Source organism: Acetobacter musti, from assembly GCF_011516835.1.
GTDB lineage: Bacteria > Pseudomonadota > Alphaproteobacteria > Acetobacterales > Acetobacteraceae > Acetobacter > Acetobacter musti.
This window is the reverse complement of sequence record NZ_WOTB01000012.1, coordinates 76,458-95,234: the sequence shown is the minus strand read 5'-3', so window position 1 is coordinate 95,234 and position 18,777 is coordinate 76,458. Positions and strand designations below refer to the sequence as shown.

Here is an 18,777-nt window from a genome sequence, read left to right as displayed (position 1 = left end):
GGGCGAAATGCTGCCGATAAATGCGATTCCGGTCGTTTTACAGCGGTAATCGCGAAAAACCGGCCCTGATCTGTACCGGCGGCCTGCCCGGAGCGTCTGATTTGCGGGCAGGCAGGTGTCTCTGCCGCGTGGCTGCAGGGGGGTCCTTTTGTCGGGTTCGGGGCGAAGTTCCGGCTGGTCCGGTCCGGGGAGGTTTCTTTGATTTTACTGGTTGCCGGGGCGTGTCTGTTTTCTGTCGCCGGCTCCGGGGCAGGTTGCGGTGGGGTTTGCGGGCTTCGGCGTGTGTTTGACCCGGCATTGGCCAGGTGTCTGTCGGACGGCCCTGGCGGCAGGAGAGCGATCCTGATCAGTTCGGGAAATCTTTTATCTCATAAAGGTGTTTTTCTTTCCCCCGATCCTTCAGGCCTGTCCTGGGCTGAGCTTTTCGTCCGGACGTGGATCGGGGGCAGATTCAAAAATCTTCCCGTGGAATCTGCTGTAAATTATAAAGAAGTTTTTGGTGAAGCTTTTTTCAAAAAGCTTCAGAAGACGCCACCTTTTTAAAAAAGGCGGCACCCGGAAACTTCTGTTTTTATCGGGGTTTTATTGTGGAGTGACGGTTTTCCGGGAGTCGGCCACCCAGTGTCTGGTGAGCGTATAGGCCACGGAGAGCACGAGGGGGCCGACGAAGATGCCCACGAGTCCCAGTCCGCTCAGTCCGCCGATCACGCCGAGCATGATGAGCACGAGGGGGATGTCGGCCTGTTTGCGGATGAGATACGGGCGCAGGACGTTATCGATGACGATGGTGACGACGGTGATCAGCGGCAGGATGATGGCCGGAACCAGGCCGCGATCGAAATAGACCCAGATGACGGCGGGGATCAGTGTGACGCCCGGACCGGCCTGGAGCAGGCAGGCCATGAAGGTGACGGCGGTGAGGATGCTGGCCAGCGGGACGGCGGCGATTTTCAGTCCGAGGCCGGCGACGGCGGACTCGACGATGGCGGTGACGGTGACGCCGAAGGCGACGCCGCGGATAGTGTGGCCGGCCAGCATCAGCATGTCCCGGCCGCGTTCTCCGGCGAGGGTGGTGACGAGATGTTCCGCCGCGGCTGTCGCCGCTTCGGCTTTCATGAGCAGCACGCCGAGGATGACGAGGGTGAGCAGGAACTGGACGGCCAGCATGCTGAAGCTTCCGGCGTAGGAGAGGAAGCTCCGGATGAGATATTCGGGAGAGGGGATGACCTGGCTGACGACTTCCGGGAGCTTCATGTGCTGGGCTTTTTCCCACACGGAGCCGGCATGGGGGCCGATCAGCGGGAGGTGACGCAGCCATTCCGGTTCCGGCGGGAGGCGGAAAGCCGCGGCGGATGAGAGCATCATGCCGAGATCGCCTGCGTGCCGGACGACGGTGGTGATGGCGAGCCAGAGGGGCAGGACGAAGATCAGGAGGGCAATGAGGATCGTCACGGAGACGGCGAGGCCCCGGCTGTGTCCGAGGACGGCCTGGAGTCTCAGGAGCAGGGGCCATGTGGTGACGCCGATGGTCACGGCCCAGATGGTTGCCGGCAGGAAGGGTCTGAGAATCCAGATCGCGCTGATGACGATGAGGCTGGCGAGGAGCGCGACGAGGACGGCCCGCGTGGTGTCGGCGGAGCGGTCCGCTCCGTCCTGCGGCGGTTTCGTCATGGTCTGCCTTCCTGTTTCCGGCCCTCTGTTGCCGGAGCGTGCTGCGTGAGCCGTTTCCATTATGGACCGGAGGGGATGCCGTAAAGACCGGGGGACGGGAGGCTGTTCTGTCCGGCTGCCGTGGATGATGCGGGGGTGGCTGCGTCCGGGGGCTGCGTCGGGGGCCGGGCGTCAGGGGATTTCTCTGTCCGGCTTTGTTCCGGCGGGTGCAGGGTTTACCCCGATGGCGGCGAAGGGGCGTTGCCGGCGCAGGGTGAGTGAGCGGAAGGTCCGCCCCGGATCGTTCGTCTTCGGGAAAGGATGTCTGCAGCCGGGGAGTGATCACAGGCGGGAAAAGATGTCATCCGGGCGGCGGCTGTCTGTACGGTCCTGCCGGGAAGCTGTCTCTGCTGTTTCGCTGATGGTCCGTTCACTGATGGTCCGGCTTTCCCTGCTGTTCGCGGACTGCGGTGTAGCCCTGGCGGGACTGGTCGAAATGGAGGTGCAGAACGGGCGCGTCGTTCCGGTCATCGGTCGGCTGAAAGATGAACCGGCCATGGGGAAAATCCAGCAGGGCCACGACACCTTCGAAGAAATTCTCTCCCAGAGCGCCGTTTCGAATGCTGTCCTCAATGACGAAATCGAAACCGGAGAGAGACTCCGCGCCGATGGTCACTGTCGGGAAACGATGTCTCGCTCCCGCCTGTATGGATACATAACGCGCGGTTACGCGAGGGTCATGGGACAGGATTTCGTCTGAGACGCCGGCGGCGTGGGCGTCCGGTCGTGGCAGCACGCTGACTGCGAGATCCGGGTCCAGCCGGAGGCGGGCTGAAGCCGGGCCAATACGGACCTGGATGCCGGCGTCGCTGTCCATGGGCACCGTATAGACATCGCCGGTGAAGATCGGAGCGGGTGTCTCGCCACATCCTTTCCGGCGGCTCCATTGGAACAGCGCGAGCGTCCTGTGGGGAACGTCGAGGAGCACCTCGACGTGAGCGAGTATGTCACGTCCGATGATACCGAGAACCGGAAGGCCGTCCGCGCTGTGTTTTGCTTCGCCATCCAGGAGCAGGGCGGGAACCATTGGCAGCGATACCGCTCCGATTGTCAGGCTGTCGATTTCGGTATGCTCCGCAATGACCCGGTTTCCGTCCTGTGCCACCACTTGCTGCGCCGGCCCCTGCGGGAACCATATCCGGTCATGATCATGGACCAGGATATGGGAAAACGCGGGACTTACGAACATCGCCGCCGGTGAAGAGCCTGCTTTGACCGGGATGATGGGACTGTCGCCGTTTCCGCCGAGGAGAGGCACGACTGTAGCGCCCTCGATACACGATGAGGCCGATAGCTGTGCGTGTGCTTGCTGTGCCCGTGCGCCTGTGCTGAAGGAAAGCAGCATGACGATGACGGAGCACGGTCCCGCTCGTCTCCAGCGTGGGTTTTTCCTCGCTATTTTCAGCAGACAGGTGAGGCGGAAAGACATTCATCGCCCTTTCTCCGCGATCCGGGAGGTTTATACAGGCCTGTATTGAGGATTGTTTCAATAGATTACAGCAGATCATAAAGAAGTTTTGGGCGCGGCCTTTTTTAAAAAGACTTCGTCTTATGAAGCTTTTTGAAAAAAACTTCCGTGGAAATTTCTGTTTTTATCAGGGATTTATTGTGAAATGTTCTTTGTGGCGGGCAGATGAGCGGGACTGGAAAGTGACGGTCTGGCCGTTCCGGAAATAATGGGGAACCGGGTTCCTGTGATGTGCTGCGGAACAGGTCCGTTTTTGCTATACGGCTTTTATGAAACGACAGGACAGTCGCAGGAGAGCCAAAGCCGCCCGGCCGGCGGGGGTTCCGGTGAAACGGGACCGCAGGGCGATTTTCGTCATTGCCGGCGCGGCTTTTCTGCTGGTGGCGGGAGCGGCGGGGTTTCGCACGCTTCTGACGGGCCAGCGCCATGCTGTCGTGGGTGGTCCTTATGCGCTGACTGACGGCGCTGGCCGGCGTGTCACTCAGGCGGATTTCCGGGGGCGGTATACGCTTATCTATTTTGGCTACACGCATTGCGTCGATGTCTGTCCTCTGACACTCGCGACCGTCTCGGCCGCTCTGGACGAACCTGGCCTCAGAGGCCGGGCTGTCACCCCTCTGTTTGTGTCGGTTGATCCGGAGCGGGATACGCCGCCGGTCGTGAAGGATTACGTGTCGCGGTTTTCGCCGCGGATTGTCGGTCTGACCGGGACGGAGGCGCAGCTTCGGCCAGTGATGGATGAATTCCATGTCACCGCCCGCCGTCGCGCCGGGAGTGGGCCGGATTATCTCGTCGATCACAGCTCTCTGTTTTATCTGATGGACGGGCGGAACCATCTGGTCGGCATGATTCCGGTTGATTCCAGCGCCAACCAGATCGCGGCCGATCTTGCGCGTCTGCTGCCCGGTTCCTGAGTCATCCGTTTTTCCGCGCGACGGTCTGCTCCCGGTGGCGGCCAAGCCGCGTGGCGACGGCGAGGACGATCAGCGAGGCGCCGAGTTCGGGCAGGAGCAGGCCCAGGAGGCACAGGATCGCTGTCGCGATGAGGCCGGCTCTCTGTGACGGCAGCCGGGGCGGGGCGCCGGTCTGGCCTGCAGGTTTTTGTCTCAGCCAGAGAATGGTCGCGGCAACGCTCATCAGCATGAGGCCGAGGGCGACGAGCAGATTGATGACCTGGTTTGCCGGGCCGAACAGTTGTCCCTCATGGGCGGCCACGCCATAGCCGGTGAAGCGATCGACAAGTCCTTTCTGACCGAAGTTCCGGCGCGAGACGATATGCCCGTCTGCTGTCACCTGTGCGCTCTCCCGTAAAGGGCGGTTCTGCGTGTCGGAGCGGACGGTCCACGGCGTGTCCGGTTCCAAAGGGGGTGTCACCAGCACGGGATCGGGCAGGCTGAGGGTCTGCGCGGTGCGGACGACGTTATCGAGGCCTGTCAGGTCCGGTCCCGAAGGGGCGGACGGAGCGGCCGGCGGCATATCCATTCCGGGCATATCCATTCGGGGCATATCCATTCGGGGCATATCCATTTCAGTCATGTTCATGCCGGCTGTGCCCGTTTGAGGCATGTCCGGGACGGATGGTCCGGGAGCCGGGTGGCCCGCGATTGTATCCCGCGCCGGAACGGCACCGATTTCCCAGTCCTGCACGGATGTCAGACGCCCGACGGTGTGTTCGACGGATGACAGCGCATGGCCCCAGACGAAGGACCAGGGCAGTCCCGAGACCAGGAAGAGGACCAGAAACAGAGAGATCCAGACGCCTGTGACGGCATGAAAATCCCGCCAGCGGGCACGGCCAGTCAGGCTGAGGCGTGGATAAAGGATGCCGGCCAGGCTGTGCTGACCGCGCGGCCACCAGAGGCAGAGGCCGGTGATCACGAGGATGATCGTCCATGAGGCGACCATTTCCATGATGACGGAGCCTGCGTTCCCCAGAAGCAGTTGTCCGTGGAGTTTGAAAATCACACGCTCGAAGCGCAGTTCTTCCGAAACCGTTTTCAGGACGTGGTGAGTGGTCCGGTCCACATAGACCCGGATGGCGTCGCCGTTGTGATCCACGATGACGCGCGCGGCGCTTTGGGGCGTACGCGGCAGTTCGTAAGCCAGAAATGTGCTGTGCGGCACAGCGGATAGTGCGGCGCTGACGTCCTGCGAGGGTGACGGGGCCGTGACTGCCGGCAGATGATCGTACGGCCGGTCGATCAGGTCATCGATCTGGGGTCTGAACAGATAGATGCTGCCTGTCAGGGACAGGAAGGCGACGAAGGGCAGGCAGAACAGGCCGGCGAAGAAGTGCCAGCGCCAGACCGTGCGGTGATCGGGCCAGAGGGAACGCAAGAAGGATGGGGAAGTGTGAGTCATGTCTGTCATCCTTGAGAGACTGGTTCAAACGCCGCGCAGGGATAAAAAAGAAGTTTTTGGGTGCCGCTTTTTTAAAAAATTCGTCGTCTTATGAAGCTTTTTTGTAATTTAAAGGCGGTTTCATGAGGCTTCTTCTGAAACAGCCCCTAAAGCCTGATCCGTACGCCGCCGGAATATGCCCGTGGCGATCCGGCATAGACTGAGCCAGTGCTGTTCATGAGTGTTCCGGCGCCGGCCTGTCGCCCGCTGGCGAGGAGTATATCGCTGATGTTCGTGGCGCCGGCGATCCAGTTTGTATTCGCGACGTTCTGCACTTCGAAATACCAGTGCAGACGATGAGCCCAGCCGTAACGCGCCGGGGGGTCGTAATGCAGTTCGAGATTCAGCAGCGCGTAGCCTGGGGCTTTGAGTTTACTGGCGTTATCCAGCCAGTAAGAGTCGCGCCAGGTGACTTCCGCGTATCCGCCGAGGCCTTCCAGCGGGCCGGCGGGCTGGTCATACAGGAAACGGGCATTAAGGAAGTTCGGGATGACGCCAGGGATGGCGTTGCCCTTCCGGCTGAAGCTGCGGGAGATCGTGCTGTCAGAAAGGACTTCGGTATAATTTGTGTAGATCTGATTATCGTAGGTATAGCTTAGCTTTATCCGGCCGCCGGGGAAGTTTTTGGGAAAAGGCTTCCACTCCGCCCCCAGGACGATGCCGCGATGCTGTGAGGCCGGAGCGTTGAAAGTGTAGGCGCCTACGGTGTTGACGCCGGCGGACTGGCTGACGAGTTCATTTCTGTAGAATTCGTAAAAGCCTGTTATCTGAATGTGACTGTTCGCGTCCGGATGCCAGTCCGCGCCGACATCCACGCCTGTGCTGCTCTGGCTCTTCAGCTGCGTGTTATTTCCGTACTGGCCCTGTGGTGTGATGAAAAGATTCGATGATGATGGCGTTCCGTATGCGGTGCCGATCCGCGCATGCAGGGTCCAGTCTTTCGACGGGGAGTAGATCAGGGCGCCTTCGGGTGCGAGATTGAAGAAAAAGCGATTGGCGGTGATGTATTGCTGTGTTCTGCCGGCTGCGGAATAGTTGTAAACCGCTTCCATGGCGCCGATATCCGAATAGGTGCCCCCAAGTCCGGCGACCGCATGCCAGTTCGGTGCGAAATGCCAGTCTTCCTGAAAGCGGGCGCCCAGGTTCCACTGATGGCCATAGGATTCAGAACTCATCGCGCCGCAGGTCGCGCCGCCCAGGGGCATGATGTTGCAGGTCTGGTATCCGTAATCGAGGTCATCGAAGCTTATGCCGCCGAAGGTTTCGAGTGACGTAGCGCCGATGCGGACCTGGTTCGTGATATCGCTGCTGACATTGTAAGAATTGTATGGCCCGGCGAAGGAGGTCGGGGATGTGGGCTGATCGACGTGGCGCTGGTCATAGGTGAACTGGTTGCGCCATGTCGTGTGGCTGTCGAAGTCGTGTTCCCAGCGCAGGCCGACGATGGTGCGGCGGTCGAAGCGGCCGAGGCCGGCGGCTTCGGGGCTCATGGCCTCTTTCGCGCCGTAGCGGCCGTTGACGAAAAGGCTGACGGACGCGCAGCCCGCTGCCGCGCTGGCCGCGTTATAGCAGCCCTGCTGATAAGGGTTGGCGCGGTACTGGTTCAGCGACAGGCGGACCGGCAGGAAGGCGTCTGTCACGTTGTTCACGAATTTCAGGACGAGGCGATCGGACGGCGTCAGGCTGACGCGCAGACGGACATTTTCGGTTGAGGTGTTGTAGCGGCTGCTGGCGATGAAGCCGTTGCCCCGGACGTCGCTGGCGAAGACCATGAGGTCATAGCTGCGATTTCCGAGGCCGAGCGTGGCGTAATTATTGAACATGCCGTAGCTGCCGAAATCGGAACCGATTTCGAGTCCGTGGATGTCGGCGCCTTTGCGGGTGCGGAAGCTGATGGCGCCGTTGACGGCGTAATTGCCGTAGACGGTGGAGGCCGGTCCTTCGAAGACGTCCATGCCTTCATAGGCGTGGGGGTCGATCAGATCGGCGCGGGCGGTTCCGTCGGGCTGGGTCATCGGAAAGCCGTCTTCGAGGATCTGCAGGTTTTTCAGGCCGTAGGACTGGCGGTCGCCTGAGCCGCGCACCGACACCACCGTATCGCGCGGGCCATTGCCCTGGGTGAAGCTCACGCCGGGGATGGTGACGGCCATGTCCGCGACCGTCTGGCCGAGCTGGTTTCCGAAGCTGCTCCGGTCGGAACTGTAGGTTGTCTGCCCGGCCGGTCTGATGGTGGCCGGGGCGTGGCTGATCCCGGTGATGAGGATGTTTTCGGTCACGGGCGGCTTTCGGGCCGGAACCGTCGTATCCGCCCTGTGCTGGCGTGACCGGGGGAGAGCGCGTTTCTGCGGTGTCGCGGCATGTGTGCCCGCGCAGAGAAATGCTATGGCGCCCGCCGTCGCGCCGAAGAACCGGCGGGCGGTGCAGTGTGAAAAGCCCATGATCGTAACCTGAATAATCAGCACGGAAGGCCCGCACGTTTTCACGCGCGGGTGGCTCGGTGGCAGTCAGGTCAGGCGGGTGGCCCCTGGGGGCAGAGCGATGAGCGTTTTCTGAGCGGAGGACCGCGAACGGGCGGAAAGGTCCAGACCCGGTGGATGCACAGGACTGACAGGGAGGCGGGCAGGCAGGCCCCTGCGATGAGTGGCAGGAGTTCCAGCAAGTCGGCCAGGAGGAGGGAGCCATCCTGATCGTCGCCGGTCTGCTGATGCTTCCCGTCCGGGTCGGAGAGGGGAGCGGGCTCGTCGCACAGGATGGAGAGTTTTGTCAGTTGTCTGACGGGATCGTCGAAGACGGAAGACGGCAGAGCGATACTGCCGGAGGACAGGCGCACCAGAAGCGCAAGCAGGACCAGTAGCCAGGCGGCCAGCAGGTGAAACCTGTTGCGAAGGGATACGCTCATGGAATGCTGCTAACGCAGCTTTCGCGGCGTGACCAGTGGGCGGGATGTGAGATCTGGCTTTCGGGCTGGCGGGTATTGTCTGGCATGAGGGTGTATAAGGTCGTGTCCGTGAACGGTATGATCCGGTTATTGCCGGCGTTCAGGGACTGTTTCAGAAGCCTGATCGTGAAATCTCCGGTCCAATGATAAAGACGTTTCCGGTGAAGGTTTTCAGGATGCTTCAGAAAACGCCGCCTTTTTAAAAAAGGCGGCACCCAAAAACTTTTGTTTTTTATCAATGGTTTGTCGTGGGGTGTTTTTTGAAGCTGGCTGAGGCGAGCGAATGAGCGGGTAAAAAACATAACAACATCAGTTTGTTATGTTTTTTTTGTGCATTTAAGGCTTTTGAAACAGTCTCTTAATATCTTTTGCAGACGGAAGGCAGGACTCCGTCCCACCCCCGCTTATTGAACAGACCGGGATCAAAGGGACCGTGTCCCTTTGTGGGGTGCGGGGCAAAGCCCCGAAAACCTGCTTCCCATACTGCGGGAAAGCCCGGAGCACTCCTCCGGAATCCATGACGACTGACAAGGTCAGGGGGAATGAGGTCCGGTCTATCCGGCGAGGCTTCCGTAAAGCAGCAGGAAATTCAGCACCAGGATGATCGCCGCCACCAGCCAGGCGGCGACGGCGAGGCGGCGGGAGATGACGAATTCTCCCATCAGGCTACGGAGGGAGACGAACCAGACCAGCGGGATGACGGCGAAAGGGAGCTGCATCGACAGGACGACCTGACTGAACAGGAGAAGCTGATCGACGCTCCGGTCTCCGTAGAACAGGGTCGCGATCACGACCGGGACGATGGCGAGGCTGCGGGTCAGCAGGCGTCTGGCCCAGCCGGGCATTCGCAGGCGCAGGAAGCCTTCCATCACGATCTGTCCGGCGAGGGTGCCGGTGATGGTCGAGTTCGTGCCGGCGGCGAGGAGCGCCACGGCGAACAGGGTGGATGCGATGCCGGCGCCGAGGATCGGTGTCAGCAGATGGTAGGCGTCGGCGATATCGGCCACGTCGCTGTGACCGCTGGTATGGAACGCGGCGGCGGCGACGATCAGGATGGCGGCGTTGATGAACAGTGCCAGGGTGAGGGCGATCGTGCTGTCGAGGGTGGCGAAGCGGATGGCTTCCCGTTTTCCGGCGGGGGTGCGGGGGTAGTCGCGGGTCTGCACGATCGAGGAGTGCAGATAGAGATTATGCGGCATCACGGTCGCGCCGATGATTCCGATGGCGATATAGAGCATGGCGCTGTCCGTCACGATCCGCGTGCGCGGGATGAACCCGCGCAGCATCTCCGCGACGGGCGGCGCGGCCATGACGAGCTGTACGGCGAAACAGACGGCGATGATGGTCAGCAATGCGATGATGAAGGCTTCGATGTAGCGGAAACCGCGGCCCATCAGCAGGAGGACGAGAAACGCGTCCAGGGCTGAGATCAGGGCGCCGGCGAGCAGCGGCAGGCCGAACAGGAGCTGCAGGGCGACGGCCGTGCCGATGACTTCGGCCAGATCGCAGGCGATGATGGCCAGTTCGCATGCCACCCAGAGCACGAGGTTAAGGCCGCGCGGGAAGTGCGCGCGGCAGGCCTGGGCGAGGTCGTGGCCGGTGGCGATGCCCAGGCGCGCGGAGAGGGCCTGGAGCAGGATCGCCATCAGGTTGGAGAGCAGGACGACGCTGAGCAGGGTATAACCGAACCGTGATCCGCCCTGCAGATCCGTCGCCCAGTTGCCGGGGTCCATGTAGCCGACCGAGACGAGATAGCCGGGGCCGACGAAGGCGAGGAACCGGCGCAGCCATGAGGCGTCGGCACCCGGCACGCTTACGGAGGCGAACACCTCGGACAGGCTGTGGTCGTGGCGGTCGGTGGTCGGCACGTCTGTTCCCCGGTTTTCCGCACCCTGCTGGCGTCATCCCGATGCGGTATATGCACTATGCTATATAAAATTGCTTTATGAAAACACTCCTGCGCGAGCCGCTTCGGGGAGGCGGTTTGTATGCTTTGCGGGGCCGGCCGGGAGGACTGGCTTTGCCGGAGGTCTTCTGAAGACGTTTGTATGCTTTGCAGTTACAGACAGGATGGCTTTTCAGGGCTTTGCCCCGAACCCCACAAAGGGGCGCGGCCCCTTTGATCCCGGACTGTTAAATTAAATGGGTGAAGGGATATGTTATCCCTTCCGGGTGCAGGGCAGAGCCCTGCTCTGTCTCCTGCTTGCAAAAGACATAAACGCCCTCCTGAAGCCGGGCGTCTTTATGCTTTGCAAAGAACTGCGAAGCGGATTTTCGGAGCTTTGCCCCGTGCCCCGCAAAGGGACGCGGTCCCTTTGATCCCGGTTTGCTGAACCCGGGGAGGTGCCGGGGCGGGGTGCGCGGTTCAGGCCCGATGATCCGGGCGGGATTTTACGGCGCGGTCGGAATGGTGTCCTGATACCGGTCCCATCGCGTGGCCAGCTCCCGCACCACCACGCTGCCGACGCGGTACGCGGCGTCGAGTGACGGGATGAAGCCGGAGAATCCGGCCTCCGTGGTTTCTTCCTTAAGCATTTCCGCCACGGTCCGGCCCGGTGGCGGCATGTCGTAATTGCTGGCCGTGCGCAGAATCAGAACCCGGTTCATATCGACCCGGCCGGCGCGGGCCTGTGCCGTGAGGGCCTGCATGAAGCCGATATCCTCCTCGGCCGTCGTGGCGAAGACGCCTTTCCCTTCCGTCCAGTATTTCACCCAGCGCTCCGCCCAGCGGTTCATCCGCTCGCCGGCCCAGAAAGTTTCCGAGGACAGGGTGTCGCCGGTCATCACTTTTGGCGGGAGCTGCGCCTGCGGGTAGCCGTGATACCGGGCTCTGCTGGTCTGCAGTCCCTTTGTGTCAGGCAGCGGAATGTCGCGGGTGAGCTGATACGCCCAGGCGACGAGGCCGGGATTGAGCGTGTAGCCCATATCGCCCCATTGCGAATGCAGCGGCGGCACCGGGCTCAGCGACGGCGAGGCGCCCTGGACGGGGAGAAATCCGTCCGGCCAGTCTTTCGGGATCTCGCGCGCGTCGACCATATGCGCGAGGCCGCCATTGATGACATGCGGCGCCCAGACGGCCGCGCCGACGGGGCCGAAATTCGGGTCGATGCCGCCGATTCCGGCGAGGACGAAATAGGCCTTACGCAGATCGAAGCGCGGGTCGAGCACGAGTCCGGTCATGGCGGACGCCATATGTTCCGGTCCCTCGCCGGTCGCCAGGCCCAGCACCTGCAGCGACGGATTGTAGCGCATCACGCCGTGATCCGTGCCGGGAGCCGGGATTTCCGTGCCGAGCGGCAGTTTCTCGACCCAGTTCTGGAATTCGCCCGGCATGTCGCCGCTGTCTTTTCCGAGTTCGAAGGTCGTCACCACGACGACGCGAACCGGGATTTTCGCCTCCTCCGCCCGGGCCTGCGGGAGGACGAACAGGCTCAGCGCGAAGGCGGTGAGCACCGGAAAAGTCAGACGCATCGGAGAATATTCCTTATGATGAACCAGCATGACGAGTGGGCATGACGAATGGGCATGACGAGGGGGCGCCCGGTCAGTCCCGGGGCGCCTCGCCGGTTGCAACCGCATGTTCAAAACGGGCGAAATCGGCTTCCAGCGCCCATTGCAGCCGGGCTTTCTCACTGTGGGCCAGCAGATCGTGACAGGCGCCTTCGGGAGCTCTGGTGTCAGGAGCGATGCCGGAGCAGGCCGCTGTCACATGCCAGGGGCGGGTGGAGGACCACAGGCTGTCGCCGGGGATGAAAGCGTATTCCAGCCCGGTCCGGGAGAGATCCCGCAGATCGTCATAGGACAGGGGATAGGTCTGTGCGGCGCGCACGTATTCATTCGTGAGATCGCTGCGCGACACGCCTTCATCGTCCGTCGAGAGCGAGACCGGCACGGACTGCGCGCGGTAGGACATCAGCGGGTGCGCGGCGCCTTTCACGCCGAGAATCTCGTCATTGCTGGTCAGATTGATCTCGACCATCACGCGACGCTTCGCCATTTCGGCCAGCAGGCCGTACGGGTCGCGCTCCTGCATGACGTCCACGCCATGCCCGATGCGTTTCGCGCCGGCGATTTCCACTGCCTGGCGGATATGGTCCCGCATTCCTTCCGGCGGAACCAGACCGCTGGCCAGCTCGCCGGCATGGAGGGAGAGTTTCACCGACGGCGAACGGGCCGAGAGGGTTCTGAACATCTGCATGTGCAGCGCGTAGTCGCGCATCGCCACCGGATTATCCTCCGGCGCGACGATGTTGATCCCCACGAAACGGGGGTCCGCCTGCACCAGCGCGTAGCCGAAGGCCAGCTGCGCCAGCACCATGCCCGGCGGCATCGTGCGCACGGTCTGGTAGAGGTACCGCACCGAAACGTCACAGCCCGGCGTGGCGGCGGGGGTGCCACATTTCATCAGCGCGCGGGCTCCGTGCTCCATGGCGTCCGTCTCGTCGCGGGCGCCTCTGATCATCGGGGCGAAGCGCGGCGAAAAGGCGTCGATCGCGGCGCCGAAATCCGCCGCGCCCGTCACCGGGGTCGATGCGCCGAGCGTGGCGACCGGCATGAGCTGCGGTGAAATCATCAGCTCCACGTAATGCACGTGGTCGTATCCGGCCTGATTCAGCGCGTCGGCCAGCATGTCGGCGTTATGGGCGAATGTCGCGGGCATGAACCGGTCGAAGGTCGAGAAGAAATGGTCGTGGCCGGACCGGTCATTCGGTGTCGGGACGAAATTCCGCATCGAGAGCGTATCGACCTCGTGCCCGTACAGAGCCGGATCGGCCGCGATGGCCGAGGCCGCCATGCCTTCCCGTGTGCCCCGCAGGCCGGGCGTGCATCGGGCCGGGCCGATGGCGCCGGTTTCCGGATTGATGCAGAGCTGATCGCGCGTCGCCCAGTCGATCATGTGCTCGGCGTAGATGGCGCCGACCAGATGATTGTGCAGGTCGCTTCCTTTCGGAAACGCGCGCAGAAACGGCAGGAGCTGTTCCGGGCTGGCGCGGATGGCTTCGAAATGCCGGCTTGTGGCCGCGACATCGGAGGCGGCGGCCGGCGTGGCCGGGGTGGGGAGGACGGGCGCGGAGGCGGCGATGGCGCCGTGCACGATGGCGAGGCCAAAGGCGGCGAGAAGAGGACGTCGGATCATGGGGCGGATGATGTTCGTTCCGTCAGCGGAAGACAATGCCTGAAATGGGCCTGAAACTAGGGTGCTTTTCGGGGCTTTGCCCCGGACCCCGCAAAGAGACGCGGTCCCTTTGATCCCGGTTTGTTAATGAAGCGGGTGGAAGGGAGAGGCCTTTGTCTTTTGTTTGCGAAATACGGTCACGGTTTTTTCGGAAAGCTTCGGGGACGCCGCCTTTTTGGAAAAAGGCGGCACCCAAAAACTTTTGTTTTTATCATAGCGTTATCGTGGGACTCTTTGCGGCTGGCCGGGGTGCAGGGGCCTGCGGTCCCTGCCGGGTGCGGGCAGAGCCCGCGTCGATTATTCTCCCTGAGTGCTTTTTCCAGGCGGGCCGGCGGTGGGGGCGACATCTGCCCACAGGGTGAGCGCATTTGGCAGCGCGCAGCCCCGCGCCGTATTGTCGAGGATGCACCAGATCTCATCAGCGGGGTCTTCGCGCAGCTGTGTGGCGAAGGCGGCCAGTCTCTCGGGCGAATAATCCGAGATATACATTTCCGGCGATCCGTGCAGACGCCGGTATGTCAGGCCCCGCCAGCCGCCGGGTTCTCCGGCGCCCGGTGCCGGCGCCGGATCGGCTGCGACGCGGGCGATCCGGCGGTCCGTCAGCAACTGCTCCGCCTCCGGAGTGAACCATCCTTTGTGACGCGGCTCGCAGGCGATCATTCCGTCGAACCGGCGGCGAAGATCGTCGAAAAACGACGCCGCGATCTCCGGGCTGAACCGGCCTCCCGGCGGCAGCTGAACGAGCAGGACGCCGAGACGGTCGCCGAGGCCGGCGCTCTCATCGAGAAAGCGGCTCACGTCGTCACCCGTTTCCGTGAGTCGCTTCTGATGCGTGACGACACGCGGCATTTTGACGGAAAACCGGAAATCCGGCGGGACGCTGGCCGCCCATCGCTCATAGGTCGTCCGGCGGTGAGGACGCCAGAACGAGCTGTCGATCTCGGCGCAGGGCAGACGCCGGCCGTACCGGACGAGATGCGTGCCCTCGTCCGGAAACGAGGCTGCGAGCGGTGTGGCGATACTCCAGCCTGCGGTTCCGACCCGGAAAGCCATTATAAACTCCTGCCTGTGCAGCGCCTGAGCATAAGGGACTGTTTCGAAAGCCTTCAACGCATAAAAAGTCTCATAACAAACTGATGGTGTTATGTTTTTTGAGTCCCAGTCACCTGTTCGCTTCAGCCAGGACCAGAGGGCATTCTGCGATAAGCAATTGATAAAAAACAGTAAAAGTTTTTGGGTGCCGCCTTTTTTCAAAAAGGTGGCGTTCTCTGAAGCTTTTTGAAAAAAGCTTCACCAAAAACTTTTTATAATCTGCCGGAGATTTGACAGGCGGGTTTTTGAAACGGTCTCTGAGCCCTGTCTTGACGGAACCGGTCAGTGCGGTAGCACCTTAACGCATGAACATGGCCGTGTTGCCTGGTCCGGAGTGAGCCTTGTGAAGTCCCTGCCTGCCCTTTCTCGCATCCGTCCCCCCGCCGGGGCATGTCAGCCGCGACGCACCGGCCTTGTCCCGCTTCTGGCCGCGACCGCACTGGCAGGGTCCGTCAGCCTGTTCTGTCCCGTCCTTTCCGCCCGGGCCGATGACGCTCCTGCAGATGCGGCTTCTGCCGGAGCGACTCCTGCCCCGAACTCCGGCAGCGCGACCTCCGGGGCTCCCGTTGCGCTGCCACAGCCTGATCCCGCGCGGATTTTCGCGGCGCTGGCCTGGCCTGATGCGCCTGACGCGTATCGCTCCGGAAGCGGGCTGCGCGGTCCCGCCGCATGGCAGAACCGGGCCGATTACGACATCAAAGTCACGATCGACCCGGCCAACAAAACCGTTACCGGCAATGAGGTCATTACCTATACCAACAACAGCCCGGACGATCTGGCCGTCCTCTGGCTCCAGCTCGACCAGAATATTTACCGCGAAGGGTCGCGGGCCGATTTCTCCTCGCCCGAACGGCACACCCACCACACTGACGGCATGGTGGTCGAGAGCGTCTCCGTTGGCGAGGACGGCAAAACGGCGCCCATCGTCCCGGTCATTTCCGACACGCGCATGCAGGCCGTACTGCCGCAGCCGCTTCAGAAAGGCGGCCGGCTCAGGCTGCACGTTGTCTGGCACTACACCATTCCTGGTCCATGGGGTGGGCGCACAGCGGTAACACCGAGCAGGAACGGCGATATTTACGAAATCGCCCAGTTCTATCCCCGCATGAACGTCTATGACGACATTCGTGGCTGGGATACCGCGCCCTATCTCGGTCAGGAATTCTATCTCGATTACGGTGATATCGATTACAGCGTGACCGTGCCGGCGAACTTTATCGTCGCCGGCTCGGGCGCACTCCTCAATCCGGCCGAGGTTCTGACCCGCGAACAGCAGGACCGTCTCGCCCAGGCCGCGAAAAGCGACCAGCGTGTCATGATCCGTACCCAGGCCGAGGTCGAGGCGGCCACGGCGCCACCGGCCGCCGCCGCGCCTGCACCGGCACCCGTTCCGGAGAGCAGAGACGCAAAGACGGCGAAACCTGCCGAACCGGCGCGCACGGACAGCGCCGATGCCCGGCCGGCGGCGCCTGCCACGAAGACCTGGCATTTCCGCATGAACAATACCCGCGATGTTGCCTTCATGGCCTCGGCGGCTTTCCTCTGGGATGCGGCGAAACTCGATCTGCCCCCTGTCTCGCCGGCTCCCGACAAACCTGCGGGTCCGCGTCTTGCCATGTCGGTTTATCCGGTCGAGGGCATCGGCTCCCATGCGTGGGATCGCTCGACCTCCTACGTCAAGCACGCGATCGAGTATTTCTCGGAGAAATGGTATCCTTATCCGTGGCCCAACGCGATCAATGCCGCGGGTCATGGCGCGGGCATGGAATATCCCGGGATTGTCTTTGACGGCATGGACGATCGTGATGCGGAACTGTTCTGGATCACGACCCATGAGCTTGGCCATGGCTGGTTCCCGATGATCGTCGGGTCGAATGAACGGCGGAATGCGTTCATGGACGAGGGGTTTAACACCTTTATCGACGTCTATGCCTCGGATCATTTCAGTCAGGGCGAATTCGCTCCGAAGCGCGACGCTGAATATGCTCCGGATACCGGAAAACCGGCGGACGACATTATAAAAGTTCTGAAAGATCCCGCGGCGCCGGTTCTTATGGCGCCGGTGGAGACGGTGCCGGAAAAATATCGCCATCCGGTCACCTACTTCAAGGCGGCCTATGGTCTCACGCTTCTGCGCGAACAGATCCTCGGTCCGGAACGCTTCGACCGTGCCTTCCGCCGCTACATTGCCACCTGGGCATTCCATCACCCTACCCCGTCCGATTTCTTCCGTCTGATGAACAGCGAAGCCGGCGAGGATCTCTCCTGGTTCTGGCGCGGGTGGTATTTCAACAACTGGGCGCCGGATTATGCTGTTGGCGGTGTCAGCTATGTCGACAGGGACCCGGCGAAGGGTGCGCTGATCCGTGTTGTCAGCAAGGGCTGGCTTCCGCTGCCGGTTGTTCTTCAGGTCACCTGGATGGACGGGAGTTCCGCCCGGATCACCATTCCGACGGAGACGTGGCTGCTGCGCAATGAGATTACGCTTCAGATCGCGGGCACGCAGGCGATCCGCACCGCCATTCTCGATCCTGACCGCGTGATTCCGGATATCGACCGCAGCAATAACAGCTTCAGCGAAGTTCCGACGGCGGTTGTGTCCTCGCCGCCCGCGCAGTGAGGCGGGCGGGCCGTCGGATCATTTCTGAAAGCCTGATTGGCGGGCTGTGTGGAACAGAAAGCGGCGCAAACCGGGTTTCGGCGAGTATTCATATCTGATCGGGAAATGGCGGGGCTGAGGAAGTGTTTCCACTGTCCTGATACAGTTCAGTCCTGCGTGCGTCAGAGACTGTTTCAAAGCATGGTCCTGAAATCTCTGGTTAATTATAAAGAAGTTTTTGGTGAAGCTTTTTTCAGAAAGCTTCAGAAGACGCCGCCTTTTTGAAAAAAGGCGGCACCCAAAAACTTCTGGTTTTATCAAAGGTTTGTCGCGGGGTGCGTTTTGCGGCTGGCGGGGTTCCTCAGTATCAGAACCTTATCCTGTCTACCTCACTGATGCATCAGGCTTCAGCCGTCAGATATTTTCTTTAATTTTACGATAAGGATATAAATATAGACAATGAACCGGTTCAGGAAATGAACATATTCACAAAAAATCATTGTCAGTAAGTTAAGAAAATCTGATCTTCCTGAAGATGTAATCATTCTGGATTACGAACATTACCGTGTGATCGGCTGCTGGTCACAACAGGAAGGACTTCCGGATGAGTGAGAGCGCCCCTTTGTGGCTACAGGATCGCGAGGCCGTTATTGAGGCGACACCTGAAAATGTCTGGCGCTACGGCGCGCCGAGCTATGCGTTTACGAATAAGCGTCTTGCTGACGAACGTCAGATGCATTTCGAACCGGGCAGTCTGGAGGAGACGATCACCAATCTGGTCCGTGTCTTCGAGATGGAAGCGACCAACAAAGCGAATCCTGAAGACTGGATTTCGATCGATCCGAAAGTCTTCCGGATGACGGTTAATGGCAGCCGCGAATATACGGTTCAGGATCTTGTGGCGAAGGGTGGCTACAATCTTTTTATCGGAGACAGGGCGAACTACAACGCTTCCGAAAGTAACTATGAAAAATCGGAAGCTGCGTTTCACAACGCGTTTCGCACCGGTTTTCTCTGGGAGCTGCTTACACTCAAGGCCCATCTGCCGACGGCGACACTGACATGGCGGCACTGGGGTCTTCAGAACGGGGAGTTCAACGGTCACAAGGGCGACGGAACTCTGCTTGATATTCATGGGGCGACACTGGCGACGCTCAATGATGAACTGAAGATCACCCGGCTTGAGCATTATTTCGATGCCGGCGGAATGATTGACAGTCTTTCGGGCGGCTGTCCGATCGCTCACTGAATGACGGGTCTGGCTCCGGCAGAGTGAGCCGGATACATGGTGGGTTACGGGGCTTTGCCCCGAACCCCACAAAGGGACGCGGTCCCTTTGATCCCGGTCAGGGAGCGGAGCGGGTTGCTCCGTTTAAAGCCTTTTGTAAAATAAT

Annotated in this window: 13 protein-coding genes; 3 read left to right on the top strand and 10 right to left on the bottom strand. The window is 61.3% G+C overall.

Going from position 1 to position 18,777, the window contains the following annotated elements; all coding sequences use genetic code 11:
- Positions 1 to 582 precede the first annotated feature (582 nt).
- Together GOB93_RS10605 and GOB93_RS10600 are read right to left on the bottom strand one after the other, a co-directional pair.
- On the bottom strand, positions 583 to 1,671 hold the full coding sequence (locus tag GOB93_RS10605) for an AI-2E family transporter (protein WP_173583470.1): 1,089 nt from the start codon (positions 1,669 to 1,671) through the stop codon (positions 583 to 585).
- A 409-nt stretch (positions 1,672 to 2,080) separates the two neighbouring features.
- Positions 2,081 to 3,139: a hypothetical protein gene (locus GOB93_RS10600; RefSeq protein WP_173583469.1), complete on the bottom strand. Its 1,059-nt coding sequence runs from the start codon at positions 3,137 to 3,139 to the stop codon at positions 2,081 to 2,083.
- A gap of 365 nt (positions 3,140 to 3,504) precedes the next feature.
- Here GOB93_RS10600 and GOB93_RS10595 point away from each other — a divergent pair, with 365 nt between their 5' ends.
- A complete protein-coding gene (locus tag GOB93_RS10595) occupies positions 3,505 to 4,092 on the top strand; it encodes an SCO family protein (RefSeq protein WP_338422351.1) in 588 nt (195 codons plus the stop codon).
- A 1-nt stretch (position 4,093) separates the two neighbouring features.
- On the opposite strand, the gene GOB93_RS10590 is transcribed toward GOB93_RS10595, so the two are convergent.
- The 8 genes from GOB93_RS10590 to GOB93_RS10555 all read right to left on the bottom strand — a co-directional run bounded on the left by GOB93_RS10590 (position 4,094) and on the right by GOB93_RS10555 (position 14,745).
- Entirely contained in the window at positions 4,094 to 5,539 is a 1,446-nt protein-coding gene (locus GOB93_RS10590) for a PepSY-associated TM helix domain-containing protein (protein WP_173583467.1), read from the bottom strand.
- Between the two features lie 146 nt (positions 5,540 to 5,685).
- The gene (locus GOB93_RS10585; protein WP_173583515.1) at positions 5,686 to 8,016 is read right to left on the bottom strand and encodes a TonB-dependent receptor family protein; all 2,331 of its coding nucleotides are present in this window, start codon (positions 8,014 to 8,016) and stop codon (positions 5,686 to 5,688) included.
- A gap of 71 nt (positions 8,017 to 8,087) precedes the next feature.
- Positions 8,088 to 8,477, bottom strand: a complete 390-nt coding sequence (locus tag GOB93_RS10580; RefSeq protein ID WP_173583466.1) for a hypothetical protein — start codon at positions 8,475 to 8,477, stop codon at positions 8,088 to 8,090.
- Positions 8,474 to 8,818, bottom strand: a complete 345-nt coding sequence (locus GOB93_RS10575) for a hypothetical protein (RefSeq protein WP_173583465.1) — start codon at positions 8,816 to 8,818, stop codon at positions 8,474 to 8,476. Before GOB93_RS10575 ends, GOB93_RS10580 begins: the two co-directional genes overlap by 4 nt.
- 252 nt (positions 8,819 to 9,070) lie before the next feature.
- Positions 9,071 to 10,384 carry an Nramp family divalent metal transporter gene (locus GOB93_RS10570; RefSeq protein ID WP_173583464.1) on the bottom strand — a complete coding sequence of 438 codons (1,314 nt, stop codon included), beginning with the start codon at positions 10,382 to 10,384 and terminating at the stop codon, positions 9,071 to 9,073.
- A 523-nt stretch (positions 10,385 to 10,907) separates the two neighbouring features.
- Positions 10,908 to 11,987, bottom strand: coding sequence for a purine nucleoside permease (locus GOB93_RS10565; RefSeq protein ID WP_173583463.1), 1,080 nt, complete (start codon positions 11,985 to 11,987; stop codon positions 10,908 to 10,910).
- Positions 11,988 to 12,060: 73 nt separating this feature from the next.
- Entirely contained in the window at positions 12,061 to 13,653 is a 1,593-nt protein-coding gene (locus tag GOB93_RS10560; protein ID WP_173583462.1) for an adenosine deaminase family protein, read from the bottom strand.
- 336 nt (positions 13,654 to 13,989) lie between these two features.
- Positions 13,990 to 14,745, bottom strand: a complete 756-nt coding sequence (locus tag GOB93_RS10555; protein ID WP_173583461.1) for a DUF72 domain-containing protein — start codon at positions 14,743 to 14,745, stop codon at positions 13,990 to 13,992.
- 382 nt (positions 14,746 to 15,127) lie between these two features.
- Between GOB93_RS10555 and GOB93_RS10550 the strand changes: the two genes are divergently transcribed.
- Positions 15,128 to 17,404 (top strand): M1 family metallopeptidase, encoded by a 2,277-nt coding sequence (locus GOB93_RS10550; RefSeq protein ID WP_408742388.1) that lies wholly within the window; start codon positions 15,128 to 15,130, stop codon positions 17,402 to 17,404.
- 583 nt (positions 17,405 to 17,987) lie between these two features.
- Positions 17,988 to 18,632: a SnoaL-like polyketide cyclase gene (locus tag GOB93_RS10545; protein ID WP_173583460.1), complete on the top strand. Its 645-nt coding sequence runs from the start codon at positions 17,988 to 17,990 to the stop codon at positions 18,630 to 18,632.
- Positions 18,633 to 18,777 lie beyond the last annotated feature (145 nt).